Raw genomic sequence first — 16,806 nt, 5'->3', positions numbered from 1 at the left:
GCGGTAATGGATTTAGCAAAATGGACAATCAATAATAAATTAATTAGCACCATACTCATTATTTTAACGCTAGGGTTTGGTTTTTCATCCTATAAAAATATGGCGCGGTTTGAAGACCCCGAATTTATAATTCGCACCGCGCAAGTGTTTGTCTCGTACTCAGGTGCAAGCCCACTAGAAGTTGCAAAAGAGGTAACTGAGCCACTTGAACGTGCAATTCAAGAACTACAAGAAGTTGATACTATATCATCCACCTCATCTACAGGTTTATCTGAAATTAAAGTAGAGATTAAATCAGAGTTTTCTCCGACTAAATCTGAGTTGCAAGTTATTTGGACTAAGCTCAGGAACAAAATAAATGACACACGTCCAACATTACCGCCTGGTACTGGCACGCCACAGGTTTATGACGATTTTGGTGATGTGTATGGCTTGAGCTATTTAATAACCGCCGAAGGGTACTCACCCGACGAGTTACATGCCTACGCTAAAGATTTGCAAAGTGACATTTTACAAGCAGAGGGCGTAGCCAAAGTTGCTATGACAGGCGTGCAGCAAGAAGGCATATTTGTAGAAATAGCTCGTGAAGAGTTAGCCTCTTTAGGCGTGTCTATTAATAATATTTACGGCATTTTAGATGAGCAAAACGCTGTATTGAGCGCTGGTAACACTCAAATTGGCGATCAACGTATTTTTATCGACCCTACCGGAGAAATAAACTCCGTTGATACCATTAAAAATCTATTGGTTAGTGCCAGCGGTGAAGGTAAAACAATTTATCTTAAAGATATTGCCAATGTATACCGTGGCTTTCAAAGTCCAGCAACCAAGTTAGTCCGTTATAACTCTAAACCTGCAATTTCACTTGGGGTCGCCAGTGTATTGGGTGCTAATGTGGTTAAAGTATTTGACCGCGTTGATGACAAAGTAAAACAAACTGAAAACCTCAGACCGCTGGGTATCACAGTGCATGAGTTTTACCACCAAGGTAAAGTAGTCCAAGATTCAGTCGACAACTTTGTAGTGAATGTTTTAGTCGCACTGGTGATCGTAATGGTTACCCTGCTGCTATTTATGGGTTTGCGCTCAGGAATTATTATTGGCGCAGTATTACTGCTAACCATTTTTGCGACCCTTGCGACCATGGATTTGAGCGGTATACCCATGCATCGAATTTCTCTTGGAGCGCTGATTATCGCGTTAGGAATGATGGTTGATAACGCCATAGTTGTGACCGAAGGGATTTTAGTTGGTACACAAAAAGGCCGTAAAAAGTTAGACATTGCCAGCGAAGTCGTCAAGCAAACTAAATGGCCACTACTGGGTGGTACCTTGGTAGGCATTGTTGCCTTTGCGCCTATTGGTCTTGCCCCAGGTGATACCGCGGAATTTACCGGCCATTTATTCTGGGTTATTTTAATTTCTCTATTATACAGCTGGTTATTTGCCATTACCCTAACCCCCTTATTTTGTTATTGCTTGTTTAAAGAGCAAGATAGCGACACCTCAGGCTCAGCAAAACCAAATAAACTCATGGCGTTATATCAGTCTGTTGTGGTTTCGGCATTGCATCACCGCTGGCTTAGTATTGCCATTGTGGTTGCCACTTTTAGTGTTTCTATGTGGGGATTTCAATTTGTAAAATCAGGTTTTTTCCCAGCTTCTACTACACCGCAAATGGTGGTTGATTTTTGGCTACCACAAGGTACCGATATTGAAAAAACCAAAAAAGATATGCTCAAGTTAGAGGAATTTGTAAAGCAACAAAATGGCGTTGAAGGTATACAAACGCTTATTGGTGGCGGCGGGCTTCGCTACATGCTTATTTATGGTAGTGAGTCACCGAATAGTTCTTATGGGCAAATTTTAGCTAAAGTCGATGACTACAAAAAGCTAGATCAACTTTTACCTACCGTACAAAATTACATTGACGATAACTTTGTCGATGCTCAAGGCAAAGCATGGCGCTTTGTAATGGGCCCTGGTGGGGGCTCTAAAATAGAAGCCACATTTAAAGGGCCCGACCCAGATGTATTAAGAGAGCTAGCTGCACAAGCAAAAGGAATATTAATTGATGATGGCGGCGCTCTATCAATTAAAGATACATGGCGACAACGCATTAGTGTTATTGAGCCACAGTATTCTGCCATTAATGCGCAGCGCGCTGGTGTAACGCGTAAAGCGGTTGCTGAAGCCTTACAGCAAAATTTTTCGGGGCAAATCGTTGGGCAGTATCGTGAAGGTGAAGAGCTCATTCCTATTATTGTTAGAGCACCACAAGCTGAACGTGTCGACATAAACGATATTGGAAATATTCAAGTACAAAGCAATATCACTGGTGAAACACTGCCCCTTGCGCAAGTAACCAATGGTTTTAAAACCGTCTGGCGCGATGGTATTTTAAAGCGTGAAGACCGCGAATGGACTATAAAAGCCCAAGCCGATCCACTACCAGGTGAACTAGCCTCAGAGTTATTTAATCGGGTAAGGCCTAAAATAGAAGCCATTGACCTACCTCAAGGGTATCGACTTGAATGGGATGGCGAATACGGACAATCGAAAGAATCTAACGAAATGCTGGCCTCAACTATTCCGCTGGGCTTTTTAGCCATGGTGCTGATTGTTATTGTGTTATTTAACGCTTTAAAACAACCAATTATTATTTGGCTTGTCGTGCCATTAGCCTTAATTGGTGTTGTTTTTGGACTGGTAACCACACAAATTCCACTAGAGTTTATGGGCATATTAGGATTGCTATCGCTCTCTGGTTTGTTAATTAAAAATGCCATTGTATTAGTTGATCAAATGGATATGGAAATTCGCCAAGGTAAAGATGCATATAATGCCATTATCGATTCGGCAAATAGTCGGGTAAGACCGGTAATGATGGGCACACTGACCACGGTGTTAGGGGTTATTCCACTGTATTTTGATGCATTTTTCCAATCAATGTCTGTGGTTTTAGTATTTGGATTACTGTTTGCGACCCTGCTGACTTTAATCGTGATACCCGTGCTATATGCTATTTTTATGAATGTTAAACAAAATCAGTAAGCGAGTAATTAAGCTCTAAATTGTAGGATTCGGTTAAACAATGTTCTGCTTTGACCGGATCCTTATTATACTTTAGTCAAAACTACAGTTAATTTAATAAACTTTATAGTAATTCTCATCCTTTATAATTATTATATAGTTACAAAATGTTTTCGTTTTGAAATTCAATAATAACACTTACTCCACGGATACTTTCATGCCAATAAAACGCTTACTGATCCTCTTTTTATCTTTAGCGTTTAGTGAAGCTGTTATTATGCTTTTTTTAGCCACATTTGTTACCCAGTTTACCGGTGTTTGGCTTTCAGTAATATTAGATTCCAGCCTTATCGCGTTAGTAGCGATTGTCACTACCCTTTACTTATTTCGCGATAATGACTTTGTAACTCACCAAAAGCTCAGAACTGAGTTCCTTATTATAAAAATAGCTATGATTGTGTTCACTGTTGAAGCAATCATAATGTTTGCCTTTAATTTTGATGCTCTCATGTTAAAACAATGGCAAATCATGCTCATTGACGGCTTAATTTTAAGTAGCTTAAGTGTCTCGCTTATTTATTTATTTATTCGTAATTAAATATGCTTTTTCATTAAACCAATCACATAACACACAAAAAAACACGACAAAACTGACTAGTTCATTGGCCTACTTTTGCTCTGCGGTATTGTTATATATCGCCTTATATATGTTTTACCAAAGCCAATTACAAACACGTATTAATAATGTTATACAACATGAAAAAAATGAATTAAAACAAGCAAAAAAAGCTTTTTTACAACAACTTAATCATGCCTCTCGTGACTTGCTGATTTTAAGAAACAATCATCATTTTAAAGATCATGACATTTTAAGTTCGGTCAATAGAGCTCAGCTAGAGCAAGACTATGCTAACTTTATTTCTATTAAAAACTTTTATACACAAATTCGAATTCTTGATCTAACAGGTAAGGAACTATTAAGGGTGCATAGAGACAAGCACAATGTTGCTATAGTCTCAGCAGAGCAGCTACAAGACAAAAGCCATCGTTACTATTTTAAACAGGCTATAAAAATGAACCCGTCAGCTATTTTTATTTCCCCATTAGATTTAAACTTTGAAAACGGTGAGATAGAACGCCCTTTTAAACCAATGATACGTTTAGCTTCTGTACTAATGGGACCCAAAGGAACTAAAATAGGGCTACTTATCGTCAACCTTGAAGGGGCTCATTTACTTAGCCAATTAGACAATATCTCAAAAAATTCATCAGGCAATATTATGCTGCTTAATAAAGACAGCTATTGGTTATTTGGAGATACCAATAAGCAATGGTCATTTATGTTTGCTAATAAACCGCAACATCGTTTTAAAGATCAGCAGCCACACATATGGCAAAGCATGCAAATCCAAGCGAATGGAATTATTGAAAATGAAAACAATGTTTATATTTATGAGCACTTAACTTTATTAAACGACATGTTGCTCCCAAATAATATCGCTAATAGCCTAATAAACAGACCCGAATGGACATTAATAAATAAAGTTCCGCTGGATAAAATAGAGAGTGAGTTTAGTAGCTTAAAGAAACTTATTATCGCTCTTTATCTTGGTATTATGACGTTAATGATATTTGTTATTTATACTTTTGCCATCCACACAATTAAAAGAAGAAGATATCAAGCCAAAGTAGAAAACTATGCTTATTTTGACAGTTTAACAGGGCTTTATAACCGCCGTATTTTTTTGGAGCAGCTTGATTTAGAAATCATAAAAGCAACGCAGCTTTCCTGCCCTTTGGTACTTATGTACCTTGATTTAGATTACTTTAAACCCATCAATGATGAATTAGGCCATGGTGCAGGTGATGAAGTTCTTAAAGAGGTGGCGATTCGCATCAAAAGTTGTTTACGACAACAAGACATTATTGCGCGCATTGGGGGAGATGAATTTGCAGCAATTCTTCCCCAGTTAAACGATAAAAAAGCAATAGCGGATATTGCAGAGCGAATTATCACAAGTATTAACACCCCCTTTACTATTTTTGATCAGCAATGCAGCTTAGGTATAAGCATTGGTATTGCAACCAGCGCGTCAGAAACTCAAACCAGCATTAAGCTTAAAACACAGGCAGACCAAGCACTTTATGAAGCTAAAAACTCTGGCAGAAACTGTTATCGCTTTTCCAAATAAACATTTTAAATTTAGTATTTTATAAATTTAAAATAAGCTTTGAAGCGAATACTTTTTTAAGGCATTAATTATCACTTTAAGTTCTAGCTTTAGCGATTAACATAGTTGGAGTTTTATTATATAGTGGGGCTAAGAATTCATTGCATAGTAATGCATTAAGATTCATTCATTAAATTAACTATTCAAATTTATCAAATAAATAACATATCAAGTGCAGTCTATGTGTCTTCTATTTAGTCATACAAACAATAAATGTAAAAACAGCTTTATTTCAAATCAAAATTTTAAAAACGAGGCATTCTCATGTTATCAAAACGCATAATTCCTTGTTTAGATGTAAAAGATGGACAGGTTGTTAAAGGGGTTAAATTTAAAGGCCACGAAGTGGTTGGCGATGTACTTACCCTAGCTAAAGCCTACAGCGAAGCCGGTGCTGATGAACTGGTGTTTTACGAGATCAGTGCAAGTGTTGAAAAACGCTTACTCGATGTTAATTGGGTTGAAAACATTGCCCGCCATATCGATATTCCATTTTGTGTAGCCGGTGGTATTAAATCGGTAGCCGATGCAGCTCGTGTGCTTGAACGTGGCGCTGACAAAATCAGTATTAATAGCCCTGCAATTGCGCGTCCAGAGCTAATTAAAGAATTACATGATGAGTTTGGCAAGCAGTGTGTAGTTGTTGGCATTGACAGCTTTTATGATGAAACAACCGGTGAATATCTAGTTTATCAGCTTACTGGCGATCCTAATGCGTCAAGCCGCACCCGATATAAAACCGAAGAATGGGTTAAACGCGTACAAGACTTAGGTGCTGGCGAAATCGTTTTAAATTGTATGAACCAAGATGGTGTTCGCAACGGTTACGACAACGAGCAACTAAGCAAAATACGCCAGCTGTGTGATATTCCTTTAATCGCCTCAGGCGGTGCAGGCAGCATGCAAGATTTTGTTGATGTATTTCAACAAAGCCAAGTAGATGGTGCGCTCGCAGCCAGTGTTTTTCACAAAAACGTGATAAACATCGGTGAACTAAAACAATTTTTAATCGATAACCAAGTGGCAGCAAGACTATGCAAGTAACCTTAGAAAACCAAACTCAAGTTGATTTCGCCAAAAGCGAGATTATCCCTGCCATTGTTCAAGATGCCCGCTCTGGCGTAATTTTAATGCAAGGCTTTATGAACAGCGAAGCGCTAAACGTAACACTAGAAAGTAATAAAGTGACTTTTTATTCGCGCTCTAAATCGCGTTTATGGACCAAAGGCGAATCATCAGAAAACTTTTTAAACGTGGTATCGGTGCATACCGATTGCGATTACGACTCTATACTCATACTTGCAAACCCAGAAGGCCCAACCTGTCATTTAGGCACGCAAAGCTGTTTTGGTGATGATGCAAAACCAAGCTTGAGCTTTTTAGCGCAACTTGAAGATGTCATTGTTGCTCGTAAAAATGATGATCCAGCTAAAAGCTACACTGCGTCACTGTTCGCAGAAGACTTAAGCCGTAGCTGTCAAAAAGTAGGTGAAGAAGGTGTAGAAGTGGCACTTGCAGCAATGAAACACGACAACAATGAACTTACCAACGAGTCGGCCGATTTGTTGTATCACCTTGTTGTACTATTACAACGCCAAGGGTTAGAACTCACTGATGTAGTTGCTTGCCTAAAAGGTCGTCATAAGTAAATACAACGATTACTGTGTGCGCCATTATGTGGCGCACATCGTTATCAAAAGCCATAATTTTTCTTTTTAATTCAGCCTTCTCAATAGCATTTATTCTCTCCCTTAGGTATCCTTTAGTTAATATTCAAGGAATAGCTATTACAAAAGGATAGCGCACTATGAAAACTTATATATCGCTTATACTCACTGGTCTTATTTTGTCTGGATGTAGCAGTTTAACCAGCGAGCAAAAAGCCAAATTAGACAGCTTAACGCCCTGTGAAAAAATGGATGGCTTAATAACCGAATTCGATAATCGATTTGATGCGTTAAAAGACACCAAAGTACAAAACTCATATTTAGATGTGTGGACTGCAAAGTACAACGTATTTGGCAATAACTGCCAAGTGACTAGCTTTAACAATCAAACTGTGACCTATCAATGCCAAGAAAGCTACAAAGATCAACAGCAGGCGGTAGCTATGCATCAACAAGCAGTTGAACTCACTCGCCAATGTTTAACTAAAAAAAACAACTGGTTAGAAACACAAAAAGAGTCAGAAACGTCGCTGCGTACCACCTTTGTACTTGATGATAAGTCGCCGGTTATTTCTGTTTATACCAGCAAAACGTTATCAAAAATTAAAACTTGGTCGACCTCTTTAGAAGTAGGAAAGCCCGTCGCCACTAAATAATAACGAGAGAATGTATGCGCCAAACACCCAGTAAACAATCCACTCATTTAAAAACAGACTGTATCGGTGAATGTTATAGAATGAATGGCTACTGCACTGGGTGCGGGCGCACTAGCGACGAAATATTCGACTGGATTATTTTAACTGACGAACAAAAACAAGCAATATTGGCCTCCCCTCGTGAAGACGCAAAAAAAGACTAGCTTAAATTTTTAACCGTTAAGGCGCATTACGCTGTGATGGGTCACGTTTAAAATCTTTGCTTAATTGCTTAGGATCTAACGCTTCACGTTGTTTGCTTGCGCCTTCTGCCCACCACATTAATTGATTAAAGGTGCGCGAAAAATAGCTATCCCACGATGTTTGCTCTGCCCTATTGTTTGCTTCACCACTTTCGATAAACACATCTTGCGCTTTTGGTACATGGATCATAGCTGATACCGGTAAGCAACCTAGTTCACTTAAAAAGCTGCGCATGCCAACAGCAGCGCGTACACCGCCCCATTGCCCTGCAGAATAGGTCACAATCGCGCTGGGTTTATAGCCAAATAGAGAACTTCCAAAATGGTTTAGCAAATTAGCGAGTGCCGGACTCATAGAATGATTATATTCAGGGCTTACCATAACAAAGCCATCGCTGGCTTTAATTTTTGCAGCTAAGTCATCAAGCTGTTTAGGTATCTCTGCTTGCGAATAAGCAAAGTGCGGTTTAAACACAGGGTCTAAATCGTAATCGAGCGGATCAATAAGTTCTATTTCATGTTCAGAGTAATGCTCAAGCAAACAACGCTCACATGCTTTCGCTACCCTTTCCCCTAAACGCGCAGGCTTAGGTGGGGTACTTTTTCTAACTGAACCGATAAAAATTAATAACTTCATCTAACGGCACTCCTTTTTAATTACAAAAATAAATACCTCAAAAAAGTTTGAGGTATTTACCTTACGATTTAGGCTTTATCGAGTGCTTGGCTAACATCGGCAATAATATCGTCAATGTTTTCAATACCCACCGATAACCGAATTAAATCGCGGCTAACGCCCGCATTAGCCAGTTCTTCATCGTTTAGTTGGCGGTGAGTGGTAGATGCTGGGTGGCAAGCCAGCGATTTAGCATCGCCAATATTTACCAAGCGTAAAATCATGTTTAGAGCATCAATAAACCGCGTACCGGCTTCAAGGCCACCGGCAATGCCAAAACTTAAAATACCTGACGCTTTACCATTGGTAATTTTTTGGCTCATTTCGTTATACGGGCTTGATTTTAATCCCGCGTAATTAACCCAAAGTACCTTAGGATGGCTCTCTAAATATTCAGCAATTTTTTGCGCGTTTTCGCAGTGGCGATCCATTCTTAGCCCTAACGTTTCAAGGCCAATTAAAATATCAGAGGCGTTTTTAGGCGCAAGTGCCGCACCAGTGTTTCTAAGAGGGACAACGCGGCAACGTCCAATAAATGCCGCCTCAGCAAACGCATCGGTATACACTACATTATGGTACGACGGATCAGGCTCATTCATCATCGCAAAACGGGTGGCATTGGCTTTCCAGTCAAACTTGCCCGAATCAACAATCATACCGCCAATCGCGGTACCATGGCCGTTAATATATTTAGTGAGTGAGTGCACCACAATATCGGCACCTAACTCAAATGGACGACACAGATACGGCGTAGCCACGGTGTTATCTACAATTAAAGGCACTCCTTTACTGTGGGCAATTTTCGCAAGGCGAGCGATATCAACTATATTCCCAGCAGGGTTACCAATTGACTCGCAAAAAACCGCACGGGTGCTTTCATCAATCGCGTTTTCAAAACCGTCAAAATCATCGGCTTTAATCATTCGCGCTTCTATACCTTGGCGCGGCAAGCTGTGGGCAAATAAATTATAAGTGCCGCCATACACTTGGCTGGTGCTTACAATATTAGTGCCCACTTCGCATAAACATTGAATTGCATAAGTAATCGCCGCCATACCCGAAGCCACAGCCAGCGCACCAATGCCGCCTTCCATCGCGGCAATACGCTGCTCAAGTACCGCATTGGTCGGATTCATTATGCGGGTATAAATATTACCCGGCACTTTTAAATCAAATAAATCAGCACCGTGCTGGGTATTATCAAAGGTGTACGAAGAGGTGTTATAAATCGGCACCGCCGCCGACTTAGTGGTGGCTTCAGATTCATAACCATGGTGCAACGCTAAAGACTCAAGTTTCATAATTTATTCCTTCAATATAGTTACACCTAACCTAGCATTTAATGGTTACAAAATGCACATGAAATATACTAAAGAATGTTGAAGTAATTTGATTGAGTGCTGTATCTAATTCTACCGTTCGCTCATATATTCAAGAAAATGAGCCAAGCGCGCATATTATTCCTCTAAGTATTTATTAAACGCAATAAAAACTTAGTGATAGTAATATGTTAGGTATTTTGTTAAAACTATATGTAAAAGAAAATGAGCGCAGCGCTGGTATGAATATGCGCGATGAGCGCACTATTAAATTGTTATGCATTTCCGTAAGCTGGAGAAATCAGTGAACCCAATCTACGACACTAGTAATACTTTCGCGAAGATTATTGCTGGAGAGGCCCCCTGTGTAAAGGTCTATGAGGATGATTTAACGCTCGCATTCATGGATATAATACCGCAGAAGGATGGTCACGTATTAGTAGTACCCAAGGAACAAGCGGTCACAATTTACGATCTGTCTGCAGAAGCTGCTCAAGCATGCATGCTAACCGTTCAGAAAATAGGTAAAGCTCTCGAGCGCGCTATGGGGGTGACTGGGTCAACCATATTCCAGCACAATGGCTCTTCTGCCGGTCAAACTGTGGGGCATTTTCATTTTCATGTTTTTCCAGGACCTTTGTTGGTGATAAAAGACCATGGCGTGCAGTTTGAAGAGGTTGGGAAGCTTAAAGAGATAGCTGCGTTAATCATTGCACAATTAGAAAGTCCACATGCATAACAAGTGCAGGCACGGCGACTCCCACTACATTGCGCCTCCGGCTCCATTTCGTGGGCGCGCGTGCTGCAAGCGTTAGCAGCCAAAATTAGACATGGAGATAAAATGAAATACATCGTAGTACTTATCGGAACTATATATTTAACTGCCTGTGCTACTGGCTACCAAGCCCACACTTGGTCAGGCGGGTATAACGATAGAGTGATAGGTGAAAATCACTATTATCTGGAGTATTTGGGAAATGGAACAACGTCAGCAGAAACTGTGAATGCCTATTGGGATCGCAGAGCAAGCGAGTTGTGCCCTGCAGGGTATACTGAATTAACTTCCGAATTAGGAAAAAATAATTCTGTAGCGGTCGGCACTGCTGGTGTTTCATTTGCCCATCCTTGGAAAAAAGCTGAAATCAAGTGCAATTAAGCGTTGAATAAAAAAGAAAGCAAGGAAAGTGGTATCTTATATGCGGTGTTCATTACCGTGTTGTTGTATTTCTTTTTCAAAATTACTTTGATCTTCTCAATAGTGTCAGGCAGAAATTTTACTTGTTTAAGCTCTATTTGGAGTAACTCCTATACTGTAATAACTCCTTTCTCTGCATTTTTTATTGTGGCAATATTTAGCTGTATTTGGTTTTTTTATTGAGGCATAAAGTACAAACAAAAAGTAGGAAAATCTGTATATTTACTGTTAGCTGTCGGAGCTGTGTTCTATTACTTTTGGTTCAAAGGTTTTTACGGTTTCTGGCAGCTAATGAGCTACGAGCAAAAGGAAATTACATTACAAGAGTTTTTTGAAAAAACAGGTGGTACAGAAAGGTTAAAGTTGTATGGTAGTGGCGCTAATCAAAATGTATTGTGTAAATCGCAATATAACAAAGCAAATTAAAAGTGCGGACAAAAAAACAGTGGGCTTTGTTCGTACCTCACAAATTATAGCCCACTATTTTTTAGCCGTTTATTTACGGCGTTATATTTTTTAATTAGCATCAAAACAAGGAGATAAATTGATGTTTGAATAAAAAATGGTACAAATTCCTCCAAATATTGCCGTTCAAATGAAAGCCCATAAGGGGAATGAAGCCGCTGCATATTTAGAAACTGTTGTTAATAAATATGCAAACGCAGGGTGGGATTTCCAGAGAGTTGATAGCATCGGAGTTCAAGTTCAACCAGGTTGCTTCGATGCTTTAAGAGGTAAGAAGGCGGTAGATAGTAGCTATTATGTAATTACTTTTCGTAAGGAAAAATAATTTTGATTTGGTTTTCTATTAAACTAATCATGTTATATCGGTTTGTAGCTCCGAAAAGCTTACAAGAATCATGCTTATTCGAGCCCATTTGCTCAGAGTACTCTATTCTCGCTTTGAAAAAATATGGCTTCTTAAAAGGATGGTTGTTCTCGTTAAAGCGGATCTTAAGCTGTAAACAACCAAATGGCGGTATAGATTATCCATAAATATAACAAGCCTTTATTGGGTTAAACCCAAGGAGGCGGCGTTAGCAGAATAGACAAGGTATACAGATGGAATGGTTAAAGCCGATAAAACTCAAAGGGGATTTTGTTACCCTTGAGGTGTTGGATATGAGTCATGTTGAAGAATTAAAAATGGCCGTATTAGATGGTGAATCTTGGAAGTTGTGGTATGCAAATGTCCCTTCTCCAGAACAAATGGAAAGTTATGTCGAAAAAGCAATTTTTGAGGCTGAGCAAGGTAATATAGCATTTGTGGTAAGGTGTAATAATACGAGCATGGTCGTTGGGACAACTCGATTTTATAATGTAGACGCAAAGAATAAACGAGCTATGCTTGGTTATACATGGTATTCAGCATCAGTTAGAAGAACTCCGGTAAATACTGAATGTAAGCTCTTACTACTAAAGTACTTATTTGATAAGTATTCGGCGATTGCTGTTGAGTTTCGAACGCACTTTTTTAATCAAGGGTCGAGGAAGGCTATTGAAAGACTTGGGGCTAAACAAGATGGAATTTTACGCAGTCATCAAATAATGGGCGATGGCTCAATTAGAGATACAGTTGTCTATTCTATTCTCTCTACAGAGTGGGCATCGGTAAAAAATCACTTACAGAGTAAATTCTGCTAACAAGCGCTTGAAATCGGATTAAAAATTATGTCGCACTTTTTGCAAAAAACACGCAAAAATATGCGCCATTATTTTCACCGTTTAAACGAGCGTTAAGTGCAATCAGCAGTAGTGACATCAAAAAGTAGGGAAGTATGAGTATTAATATAAAGTGGGATGAAGATTGTCGTTTTAAAGTATTAACAGAAGGTGGCTTTACGTTTAATGTTGACGCTACAAGTGAGAAAGCTCCTTGTCCAACGGAAGTTCTATTGTCAGCTTTAGGTTCATGCAGTGCGACGGATGTCGTCTTGCTTCTGCAAGAGCAAGGTTTTGAAGTTAAGGGTTTAGAAAATACGGTTACTTTCGCCTTAACGGAATCAGAGCCTCGTTTATATAAATCGGCAAACTTGCACTTTATAGTAAGTGGCGTCGGTTTTCAGGAGTCTGACATTTTGCGAGCAGCTCAAGAAGCTGTAGGAAAGCATTGTCATGTTTGTCTTATGTTGAGTCCTACGATCGATATCACTTATTCAGCAGAAGTTGGAAAAAATTGCACTTAACTAGGCATTAAATATGCTCCCTACGGTCGCTCACACTAGCAAGCTCGCGCGGTTCATGGAGGCATTATTTGCTTCAATTAGTCGGAGCATTACTCAAGCAAGGAGAGAGTATTTTGACATTAGATGAATACAGAATAGAATTTGAACAATCTTCAAACAGATCTATTTCAATGCCGGTTGCTGGAACCATAATTTGGGGTTTAGTTGGATTTCTAAGTACACAATTTAGCGCAAATATTTCTATATATATTCTACTTTTTGCAACAGGTGGTATTTTTCCTATAGCTTTAGTAATTGCTAAATTTAGAAAAGAGAACTTAGTTTCCTCATCCAACCCTTTAGCAAAACTAATGGGCCTATGCATAGTGATGGTTAATCTTCTTTGGGCTGTCCATATACCGTTACTTTTAAATGCACCTGAATTTGTTCCTTTGAGTTTAGGCGTTGGCTTAGGACTTCATTGGGTAGTATATTCTTGGATCGTTAAACATCCTGTTGGCTTAATTCATGCTGTGTTAAGAAGTATTTTAATTGTAGCCGCTTGGTATTTATTCCCTAACAGTAGTATTTTAGCTATCTCTTGCGTTATCGTTTTAACTTATTTAATAAGTATTTATCAAATGTTAACCAGGAATATGATAAGAATATAACAAACACCTAAACTCCGACTATGTAAAGTTGTCATAGTTTTGGCAAACAGAAAACCACGCCAACACATTGCGTGTTACACGGTTGTAAGTTTTTAAAGGAGTCGAATGACCATTAAAATATTAGGATGGTTTTCAATAATCATAACAACTCTTGCACTAGCACCAAGTATTGTACCTGGAGCCATGTCAATATTAGCTTTTTATCTATCTTTGGGGGCTTTAATTGTCTCTATATCAACTATAAAATCGGCGGGTGTTTTCTACTTCAAAACAACTGCTATTATAGTTTGTGTTGGGATGTTAGTTGTTAATGATTACCTTCGTTTTTATGGCTCACTTCCACAAGCTACGTGGGCTGAAAAGATAGGGTTGTATGCTTTTTATATAGTAATTTGTATTACAGGTTTTTTTAAAGCCAAAAAGTATTGTAAATAATAAAAACTAACAAGAACTTCTAACGGAAAAAACACAAGGAAATTTATGAGTCAGTGCCCTCGGTGTGAACATAAAATAGATGTTTTCAGCCTTTATTTATCTGCATTTCCGTTTTACTTTAAATGTGCCAATTGTCAGACGAGATTGAAACTTATCAGCTCAAAATTATTCTGGGCTATATTTTTATTGTATTCGGCAGTCGTGTTTACATTGATAATGTATATTCCAATTTTTAGCAAATATGGTTTAGGCGTAATATTAACCGTATCAGGCTGGTTCTTTGTTTACTATAAATTGTCACCTTACATACTCAGCAAAGATAACGTGGTAATACATAGCAGTGACTAGCTAAAAATAGCTTTGTTTTATATCTTCCTCTAAAAGCGCAGCGTCTTTTCGCCCTCTTTGTGCATAAGACCTTACTTAGCAAAGAGAATTGAATGAGCAGAAAACACAGTAATAACGTTTACTCGCTCAGACTAAAAAAAGTCGTTAGTTAGCTTGGTTTTTGGCTATTTTTCATCATTTCTAAATAGCGTCCTTCAATGAATTTTTTTTCTTTTGTAAGGTGTTTAAGTGCGTACTGGGTTTTCTCTAGCTCTTGCTTTAGAGTATCTAATTCCTCACTACTTTCTGGCCCGTCAGTTTGTAACTGTAATTGCTGTAGCAGTTGGTCTTGCTCTGCAATTTGCCTTTTATATTCGTTTAAAGTATTAAGTAATCTTGTTTGATCGAGCGTTGAGGATGCATCTGCGTTTGATGTTTTATCACTATTTTCGCTTGCGGTTTTAAGCGCTTCGTAATCTGCTTGTAACTGATCTTTTTCTTCTTGAAGCACAGTCACTGCATCATATTGTGCATAGAGTTTTTGACGGGTAACTTTTAATTTTTCAACACTTTTATCCAAATCCCCTTTAAGTTTGCGAATTAGCTTATGCGAGCGTTTTAATTTTTTATTGAGATCATCGATTAGCTGTTGTTCTTTTTCGGTAACATGATCTTTGGTTGATGAAGTAACCTCAGTCAATTGCTGTTGTAATAGCATTTGTACACTGATTAACTCAGCGATAGTTTTTCGATTATCGTTAACATAGCTCATAGCGTTTTCAACAGACTCTCTGCACATAGCTAACGTCGCATCATCCATTGTTCCGTTACTTTTAACCATGCTAAGTGCAAATGCCCTAAACTCTCTGAGTATCAGTAAAAGAATATAAAACCACGCGGCTAAAATAAGTAGCCCAAAATTTATAGCAATATAATGATAAACCTCTGGCGGAAATACGGCATATGGCATTATTTAGTTATCTTAAATTAAGTGTTTATTTACTAGAGTTTAGCGCTGTGAAAAAAATCTGCCATAATAACAACAACATTAAAAAAAAGTTACCTGTGTGAAAATACTTATCGTGGATGATAGCCATGCAACACTTGAAATAGTACGCCGAGGGTTGGAAAAGTTTGGCTATCGGAAGTTATTAATAGAAAAAGCCAACAATGCTAAATCTGCGTTAACGCTGATTGGTAGTTGGCACCCCGATATTGTCCTTACAGACTGGCATATGCCTGATATGTGTGGGGTAACGTTATTACGTGCAATAAAGCAAAGGCAACTTAATATAATAGTCGCGATGCTAACCACTGTTGATGAAAAGTCTCAAATTGAAGAAGCTATTAGCTTAGGCGCATCTTTTGTACTGTCAAAACCTTTTACCGATGAACAACTTCACGATAAGTTATTACCTCTGGTTCAACTTGTAGAAAATAACGAAGTCATTCCTGATGAAATTGAATTAAATGATGATTTAGCGTTACCAAAGCTGTCGCAATTAGAACGTTTGTTTCATAAACATATAAGTCAGTCTTTAATCGTAAACACAATTCAACCGCAGGTATTCGATGAATCTAAAGTACCCTGTGTAATGGCTGTTTATGAGGATCCTAAAAGTCAAAAAGTACGCGCTATTGCCATACTTGATATTTATGCCGCGTTCGTAATGGCAAGTGGTTATAGTAGCTTGTCGGCTGAAGATATTAGTAACTCAATATTATCTGGCGTTGTAACAAATACAGCATTAAGCGCATGTAAAAAAGCATTAACGGAAACGGCTTTTGCCTTTTTAGACAAACGAACACGCGTTAGTTTACAAATCAAAACGGTCAAAGTGATTACCACGCCTTTTCGTAAGCTCACTTTGCTGTATAAAACACCTGCTGAAAAGCGCATTGATTTTAGCTGCCAGCTTGAGGGCATGGCACAAGGTAAAATTATGCTAGTTGGCATTTAGTAAATTAAACTTACGTAGTTACCGTTATAAAAAAGTTTAATTTAAAAACACCTTGCTCCTACAAAAGCGCAGCGTCTCTTCGCCCTCTTTGTGCATAATTCATCAAAAAGCTATTTGAACATGGAGAAGATAATGAGCAGAAAATGAGAAACCAAAACCATCACACAAAGCCGAGTGTCAGTGAAAGTTAAATATTAGCTCCCCCGAACCTCGTAGCCCGTAGCCCGT

Annotated in this window: 20 protein-coding genes; 17 read left to right on the top strand and 3 right to left on the bottom strand. The window is 38.6% G+C overall.

All coding sequences use genetic code 11. The features are described 5' to 3' along the window. Window positions 1–6: 6 nt before the first annotated feature. The 7 genes from ACNSN2_RS18380 (at window position 7) to ACNSN2_RS18350 (ending at window position 7,790) form a co-directional block, all read left to right on the top strand. Window positions 7–3,054, top strand: a complete 3,048-nt coding sequence (locus ACNSN2_RS18380; protein ID WP_418609335.1) for an efflux RND transporter permease subunit — start codon at window positions 7–9, stop codon at window positions 3,052–3,054. A 196-nt stretch (window positions 3,055–3,250) separates the two neighbouring features. Continuing rightward, complete coding sequence (locus ACNSN2_RS18375) at window positions 3,251–3,631, top strand: hypothetical protein (RefSeq protein WP_418609337.1); 381 nt, start codon at window positions 3,251–3,253, stop codon at window positions 3,629–3,631. Next, window positions 3,597–5,225 (top strand): diguanylate cyclase domain-containing protein, encoded by a 1,629-nt coding sequence (locus ACNSN2_RS18370; RefSeq protein WP_418609339.1) that lies wholly within the window; start codon window positions 3,597–3,599, stop codon window positions 5,223–5,225. Before ACNSN2_RS18375 ends, ACNSN2_RS18370 begins: the two co-directional genes overlap by 35 nt. A 303-nt stretch (window positions 5,226–5,528) precedes the next feature. Continuing rightward, on the top strand, window positions 5,529–6,308 hold the full coding sequence (hisF, locus tag ACNSN2_RS18365) for an imidazole glycerol phosphate synthase subunit HisF (protein WP_109874959.1): 780 nt from the start codon (window positions 5,529–5,531) through the stop codon (window positions 6,306–6,308). Beyond that, the gene (gene hisIE, locus ACNSN2_RS18360; RefSeq protein WP_418609341.1) at window positions 6,299–6,913 is read left to right on the top strand and encodes a bifunctional phosphoribosyl-AMP cyclohydrolase/phosphoribosyl-ATP diphosphatase HisIE; all 615 of its coding nucleotides are present in this window, start codon (window positions 6,299–6,301) and stop codon (window positions 6,911–6,913) included. The genes hisF and hisIE overlap by 10 nt, the downstream gene beginning before the upstream one ends. 158 nt (window positions 6,914–7,071) lie before the next feature. Beyond that, a complete protein-coding gene (locus ACNSN2_RS18355) occupies window positions 7,072–7,587 on the top strand; it encodes a hypothetical protein (protein WP_418609343.1) in 516 nt (171 codons plus the stop codon). Window positions 7,588–7,601: 14 nt separating this feature from the next. Next, on the top strand, window positions 7,602–7,790 hold the full coding sequence (locus ACNSN2_RS18350) for a DUF1289 domain-containing protein (protein ID WP_075170194.1): 189 nt from the start codon (window positions 7,602–7,604) through the stop codon (window positions 7,788–7,790). A gap of 16 nt (window positions 7,791–7,806) precedes the next feature. Here ACNSN2_RS18350 and ACNSN2_RS18345 read toward each other — a convergent pair whose 3' ends face one another. Continuing rightward, complete coding sequence (locus ACNSN2_RS18345; RefSeq protein WP_418609344.1) at window positions 7,807–8,466, bottom strand: NADPH-dependent FMN reductase; 660 nt, start codon at window positions 8,464–8,466, stop codon at window positions 7,807–7,809. A 68-nt stretch (window positions 8,467–8,534) separates the two neighbouring features. Beyond that, window positions 8,535–9,806, bottom strand: coding sequence for an O-acetylhomoserine aminocarboxypropyltransferase/cysteine synthase family protein (locus ACNSN2_RS18340; protein WP_418609346.1), 1,272 nt, complete (start codon window positions 9,804–9,806; stop codon window positions 8,535–8,537). Between the two features lie 322 nt (window positions 9,807–10,128). On the opposite strand from ACNSN2_RS18340, the gene ACNSN2_RS18335 reads away from it, so the two are divergent. The 9 genes from ACNSN2_RS18335 to ACNSN2_RS18295 all read left to right on the top strand — a co-directional run bounded on the left by ACNSN2_RS18335 (window position 10,129) and on the right by ACNSN2_RS18295 (window position 14,290). Continuing rightward, window positions 10,129–10,563 (top strand): HIT domain-containing protein, encoded by a 435-nt coding sequence (locus tag ACNSN2_RS18335; RefSeq protein WP_418609348.1) that lies wholly within the window; start codon window positions 10,129–10,131, stop codon window positions 10,561–10,563. A gap of 102 nt (window positions 10,564–10,665) precedes the next feature. Beyond that, window positions 10,666–10,980 (top strand): CC0125/CC1285 family lipoprotein, encoded by a 315-nt coding sequence (locus ACNSN2_RS18330; protein WP_418609349.1) that lies wholly within the window; start codon window positions 10,666–10,668, stop codon window positions 10,978–10,980. 330 nt (window positions 10,981–11,310) lie between these two features. Continuing rightward, on the top strand, window positions 11,311–11,445 hold the full coding sequence (locus tag ACNSN2_RS18325; RefSeq protein ID WP_274602023.1) for a hypothetical protein: 135 nt from the start codon (window positions 11,311–11,313) through the stop codon (window positions 11,443–11,445). Between the two features lie 136 nt (window positions 11,446–11,581). Beyond that, window positions 11,582–11,809, top strand: coding sequence for a hypothetical protein (locus tag ACNSN2_RS18320; protein WP_418609352.1), 228 nt, complete (start codon window positions 11,582–11,584; stop codon window positions 11,807–11,809). 29 nt (window positions 11,810–11,838) lie between these two features. Continuing rightward, entirely contained in the window at window positions 11,839–12,015 is a 177-nt protein-coding gene (yidD, locus tag ACNSN2_RS18315; protein ID WP_418609842.1) for a membrane protein insertion efficiency factor YidD, read from the top strand. Between the two features lie 66 nt (window positions 12,016–12,081). Then, the gene (locus ACNSN2_RS18310) at window positions 12,082–12,663 is read left to right on the top strand and encodes a GNAT family N-acetyltransferase (protein ID WP_418609354.1); all 582 of its coding nucleotides are present in this window, start codon (window positions 12,082–12,084) and stop codon (window positions 12,661–12,663) included. Window positions 12,664–12,797: 134 nt separating this feature from the next. After that, entirely contained in the window at window positions 12,798–13,205 is a 408-nt protein-coding gene (locus ACNSN2_RS18305) for an OsmC family protein (RefSeq protein ID WP_138594576.1), read from the top strand. Window positions 13,206–13,273: 68 nt separating this feature from the next. Further along, window positions 13,274–13,855: a DUF7010 family protein gene (locus ACNSN2_RS18300; protein ID WP_418609356.1), complete on the top strand. Its 582-nt coding sequence runs from the start codon at window positions 13,274–13,276 to the stop codon at window positions 13,853–13,855. 105 nt (window positions 13,856–13,960) lie between these two features. Next, on the top strand, window positions 13,961–14,290 hold the full coding sequence (locus tag ACNSN2_RS18295; RefSeq protein ID WP_418609358.1) for a hypothetical protein: 330 nt from the start codon (window positions 13,961–13,963) through the stop codon (window positions 14,288–14,290). A gap of 496 nt (window positions 14,291–14,786) precedes the next feature. Here the strand turns inward: ACNSN2_RS18295 and ACNSN2_RS18290 are convergent, their stop codons facing one another. After that, window positions 14,787–15,587: a chromosome partitioning protein ParA gene (locus ACNSN2_RS18290; protein ID WP_418609360.1), complete on the bottom strand. Its 801-nt coding sequence runs from the start codon at window positions 15,585–15,587 to the stop codon at window positions 14,787–14,789. 97 nt (window positions 15,588–15,684) lie between these two features. On the opposite strand from ACNSN2_RS18290, the gene ACNSN2_RS18285 reads away from it, so the two are divergent. Then, complete coding sequence (locus ACNSN2_RS18285) at window positions 15,685–16,578, top strand: response regulator (RefSeq protein WP_418609362.1); 894 nt, start codon at window positions 15,685–15,687, stop codon at window positions 16,576–16,578. Window positions 16,579–16,806 lie beyond the last annotated feature (228 nt).

Origin of the sequence: Pseudoalteromonas sp. US3C1013 (assembly GCF_048401115.1) — a bacterium.
GTDB lineage: Bacteria > Pseudomonadota > Gammaproteobacteria > Enterobacterales > Alteromonadaceae > Pseudoalteromonas > Pseudoalteromonas undina.
Note: the sequence above shows the minus strand (reverse complement) of the source record. Positions and strands in the feature narration are given on the sequence as shown.

Excerpts from the sequence above, each read along its gene's own strand:
- ACNSN2_RS18380 (WP_418609335.1), top strand. The coding sequence starts at position 7 with ATGGATTTAGCAAAATGGACAATCAATAATAAATTAATTAGCACCATA.
- ACNSN2_RS18375 (WP_418609337.1), top strand. The coding sequence starts at position 3,251 with ATGCCAATAAAACGCTTACTGATCCTCTTTTTATCTTTAGCGTTTAGT.
- hisF (WP_109874959.1), top strand. The coding sequence starts at position 5,529 with ATGTTATCAAAACGCATAATTCCTTGTTTAGATGTAAAAGATGGACAG.
- hisIE (WP_418609341.1), top strand. The coding sequence starts at position 6,299 with ATGCAAGTAACCTTAGAAAACCAAACTCAAGTTGATTTCGCCAAAAGC.
- ACNSN2_RS18355 (WP_418609343.1), top strand. The coding sequence starts at position 7,072 with ATGAAAACTTATATATCGCTTATACTCACTGGTCTTATTTTGTCTGGA.
- ACNSN2_RS18350 (WP_075170194.1), top strand. The coding sequence starts at position 7,602 with ATGCGCCAAACACCCAGTAAACAATCCACTCATTTAAAAACAGACTGT.
- ACNSN2_RS18345 (WP_418609344.1), bottom strand. The coding sequence starts at position 8,466 with ATGAAGTTATTAATTTTTATCGGTTCAGTTAGAAAAAGTACCCCACCT.
- ACNSN2_RS18340 (WP_418609346.1), bottom strand. The coding sequence starts at position 9,806 with ATGAAACTTGAGTCTTTAGCGTTGCACCATGGTTATGAATCTGAAGCC.
- ACNSN2_RS18330 (WP_418609349.1), top strand. The coding sequence starts at position 10,666 with ATGAAATACATCGTAGTACTTATCGGAACTATATATTTAACTGCCTGT.
- ACNSN2_RS18325 (WP_274602023.1), top strand. The coding sequence starts at position 11,311 with ATGAGCTACGAGCAAAAGGAAATTACATTACAAGAGTTTTTTGAAAAA.
- ACNSN2_RS18320 (WP_418609352.1), top strand. The coding sequence starts at position 11,582 with ATGGTACAAATTCCTCCAAATATTGCCGTTCAAATGAAAGCCCATAAG.
- yidD (WP_418609842.1), top strand. The coding sequence starts at position 11,839 with ATGTTATATCGGTTTGTAGCTCCGAAAAGCTTACAAGAATCATGCTTA.
- ACNSN2_RS18310 (WP_418609354.1), top strand. The coding sequence starts at position 12,082 with ATGGAATGGTTAAAGCCGATAAAACTCAAAGGGGATTTTGTTACCCTT.
- ACNSN2_RS18305 (WP_138594576.1), top strand. The coding sequence starts at position 12,798 with ATGAGTATTAATATAAAGTGGGATGAAGATTGTCGTTTTAAAGTATTA.
- ACNSN2_RS18295 (WP_418609358.1), top strand. The coding sequence starts at position 13,961 with ATGACCATTAAAATATTAGGATGGTTTTCAATAATCATAACAACTCTT.
- ACNSN2_RS18290 (WP_418609360.1), bottom strand. The coding sequence starts at position 15,587 with ATGCCATATGCCGTATTTCCGCCAGAGGTTTATCATTATATTGCTATA.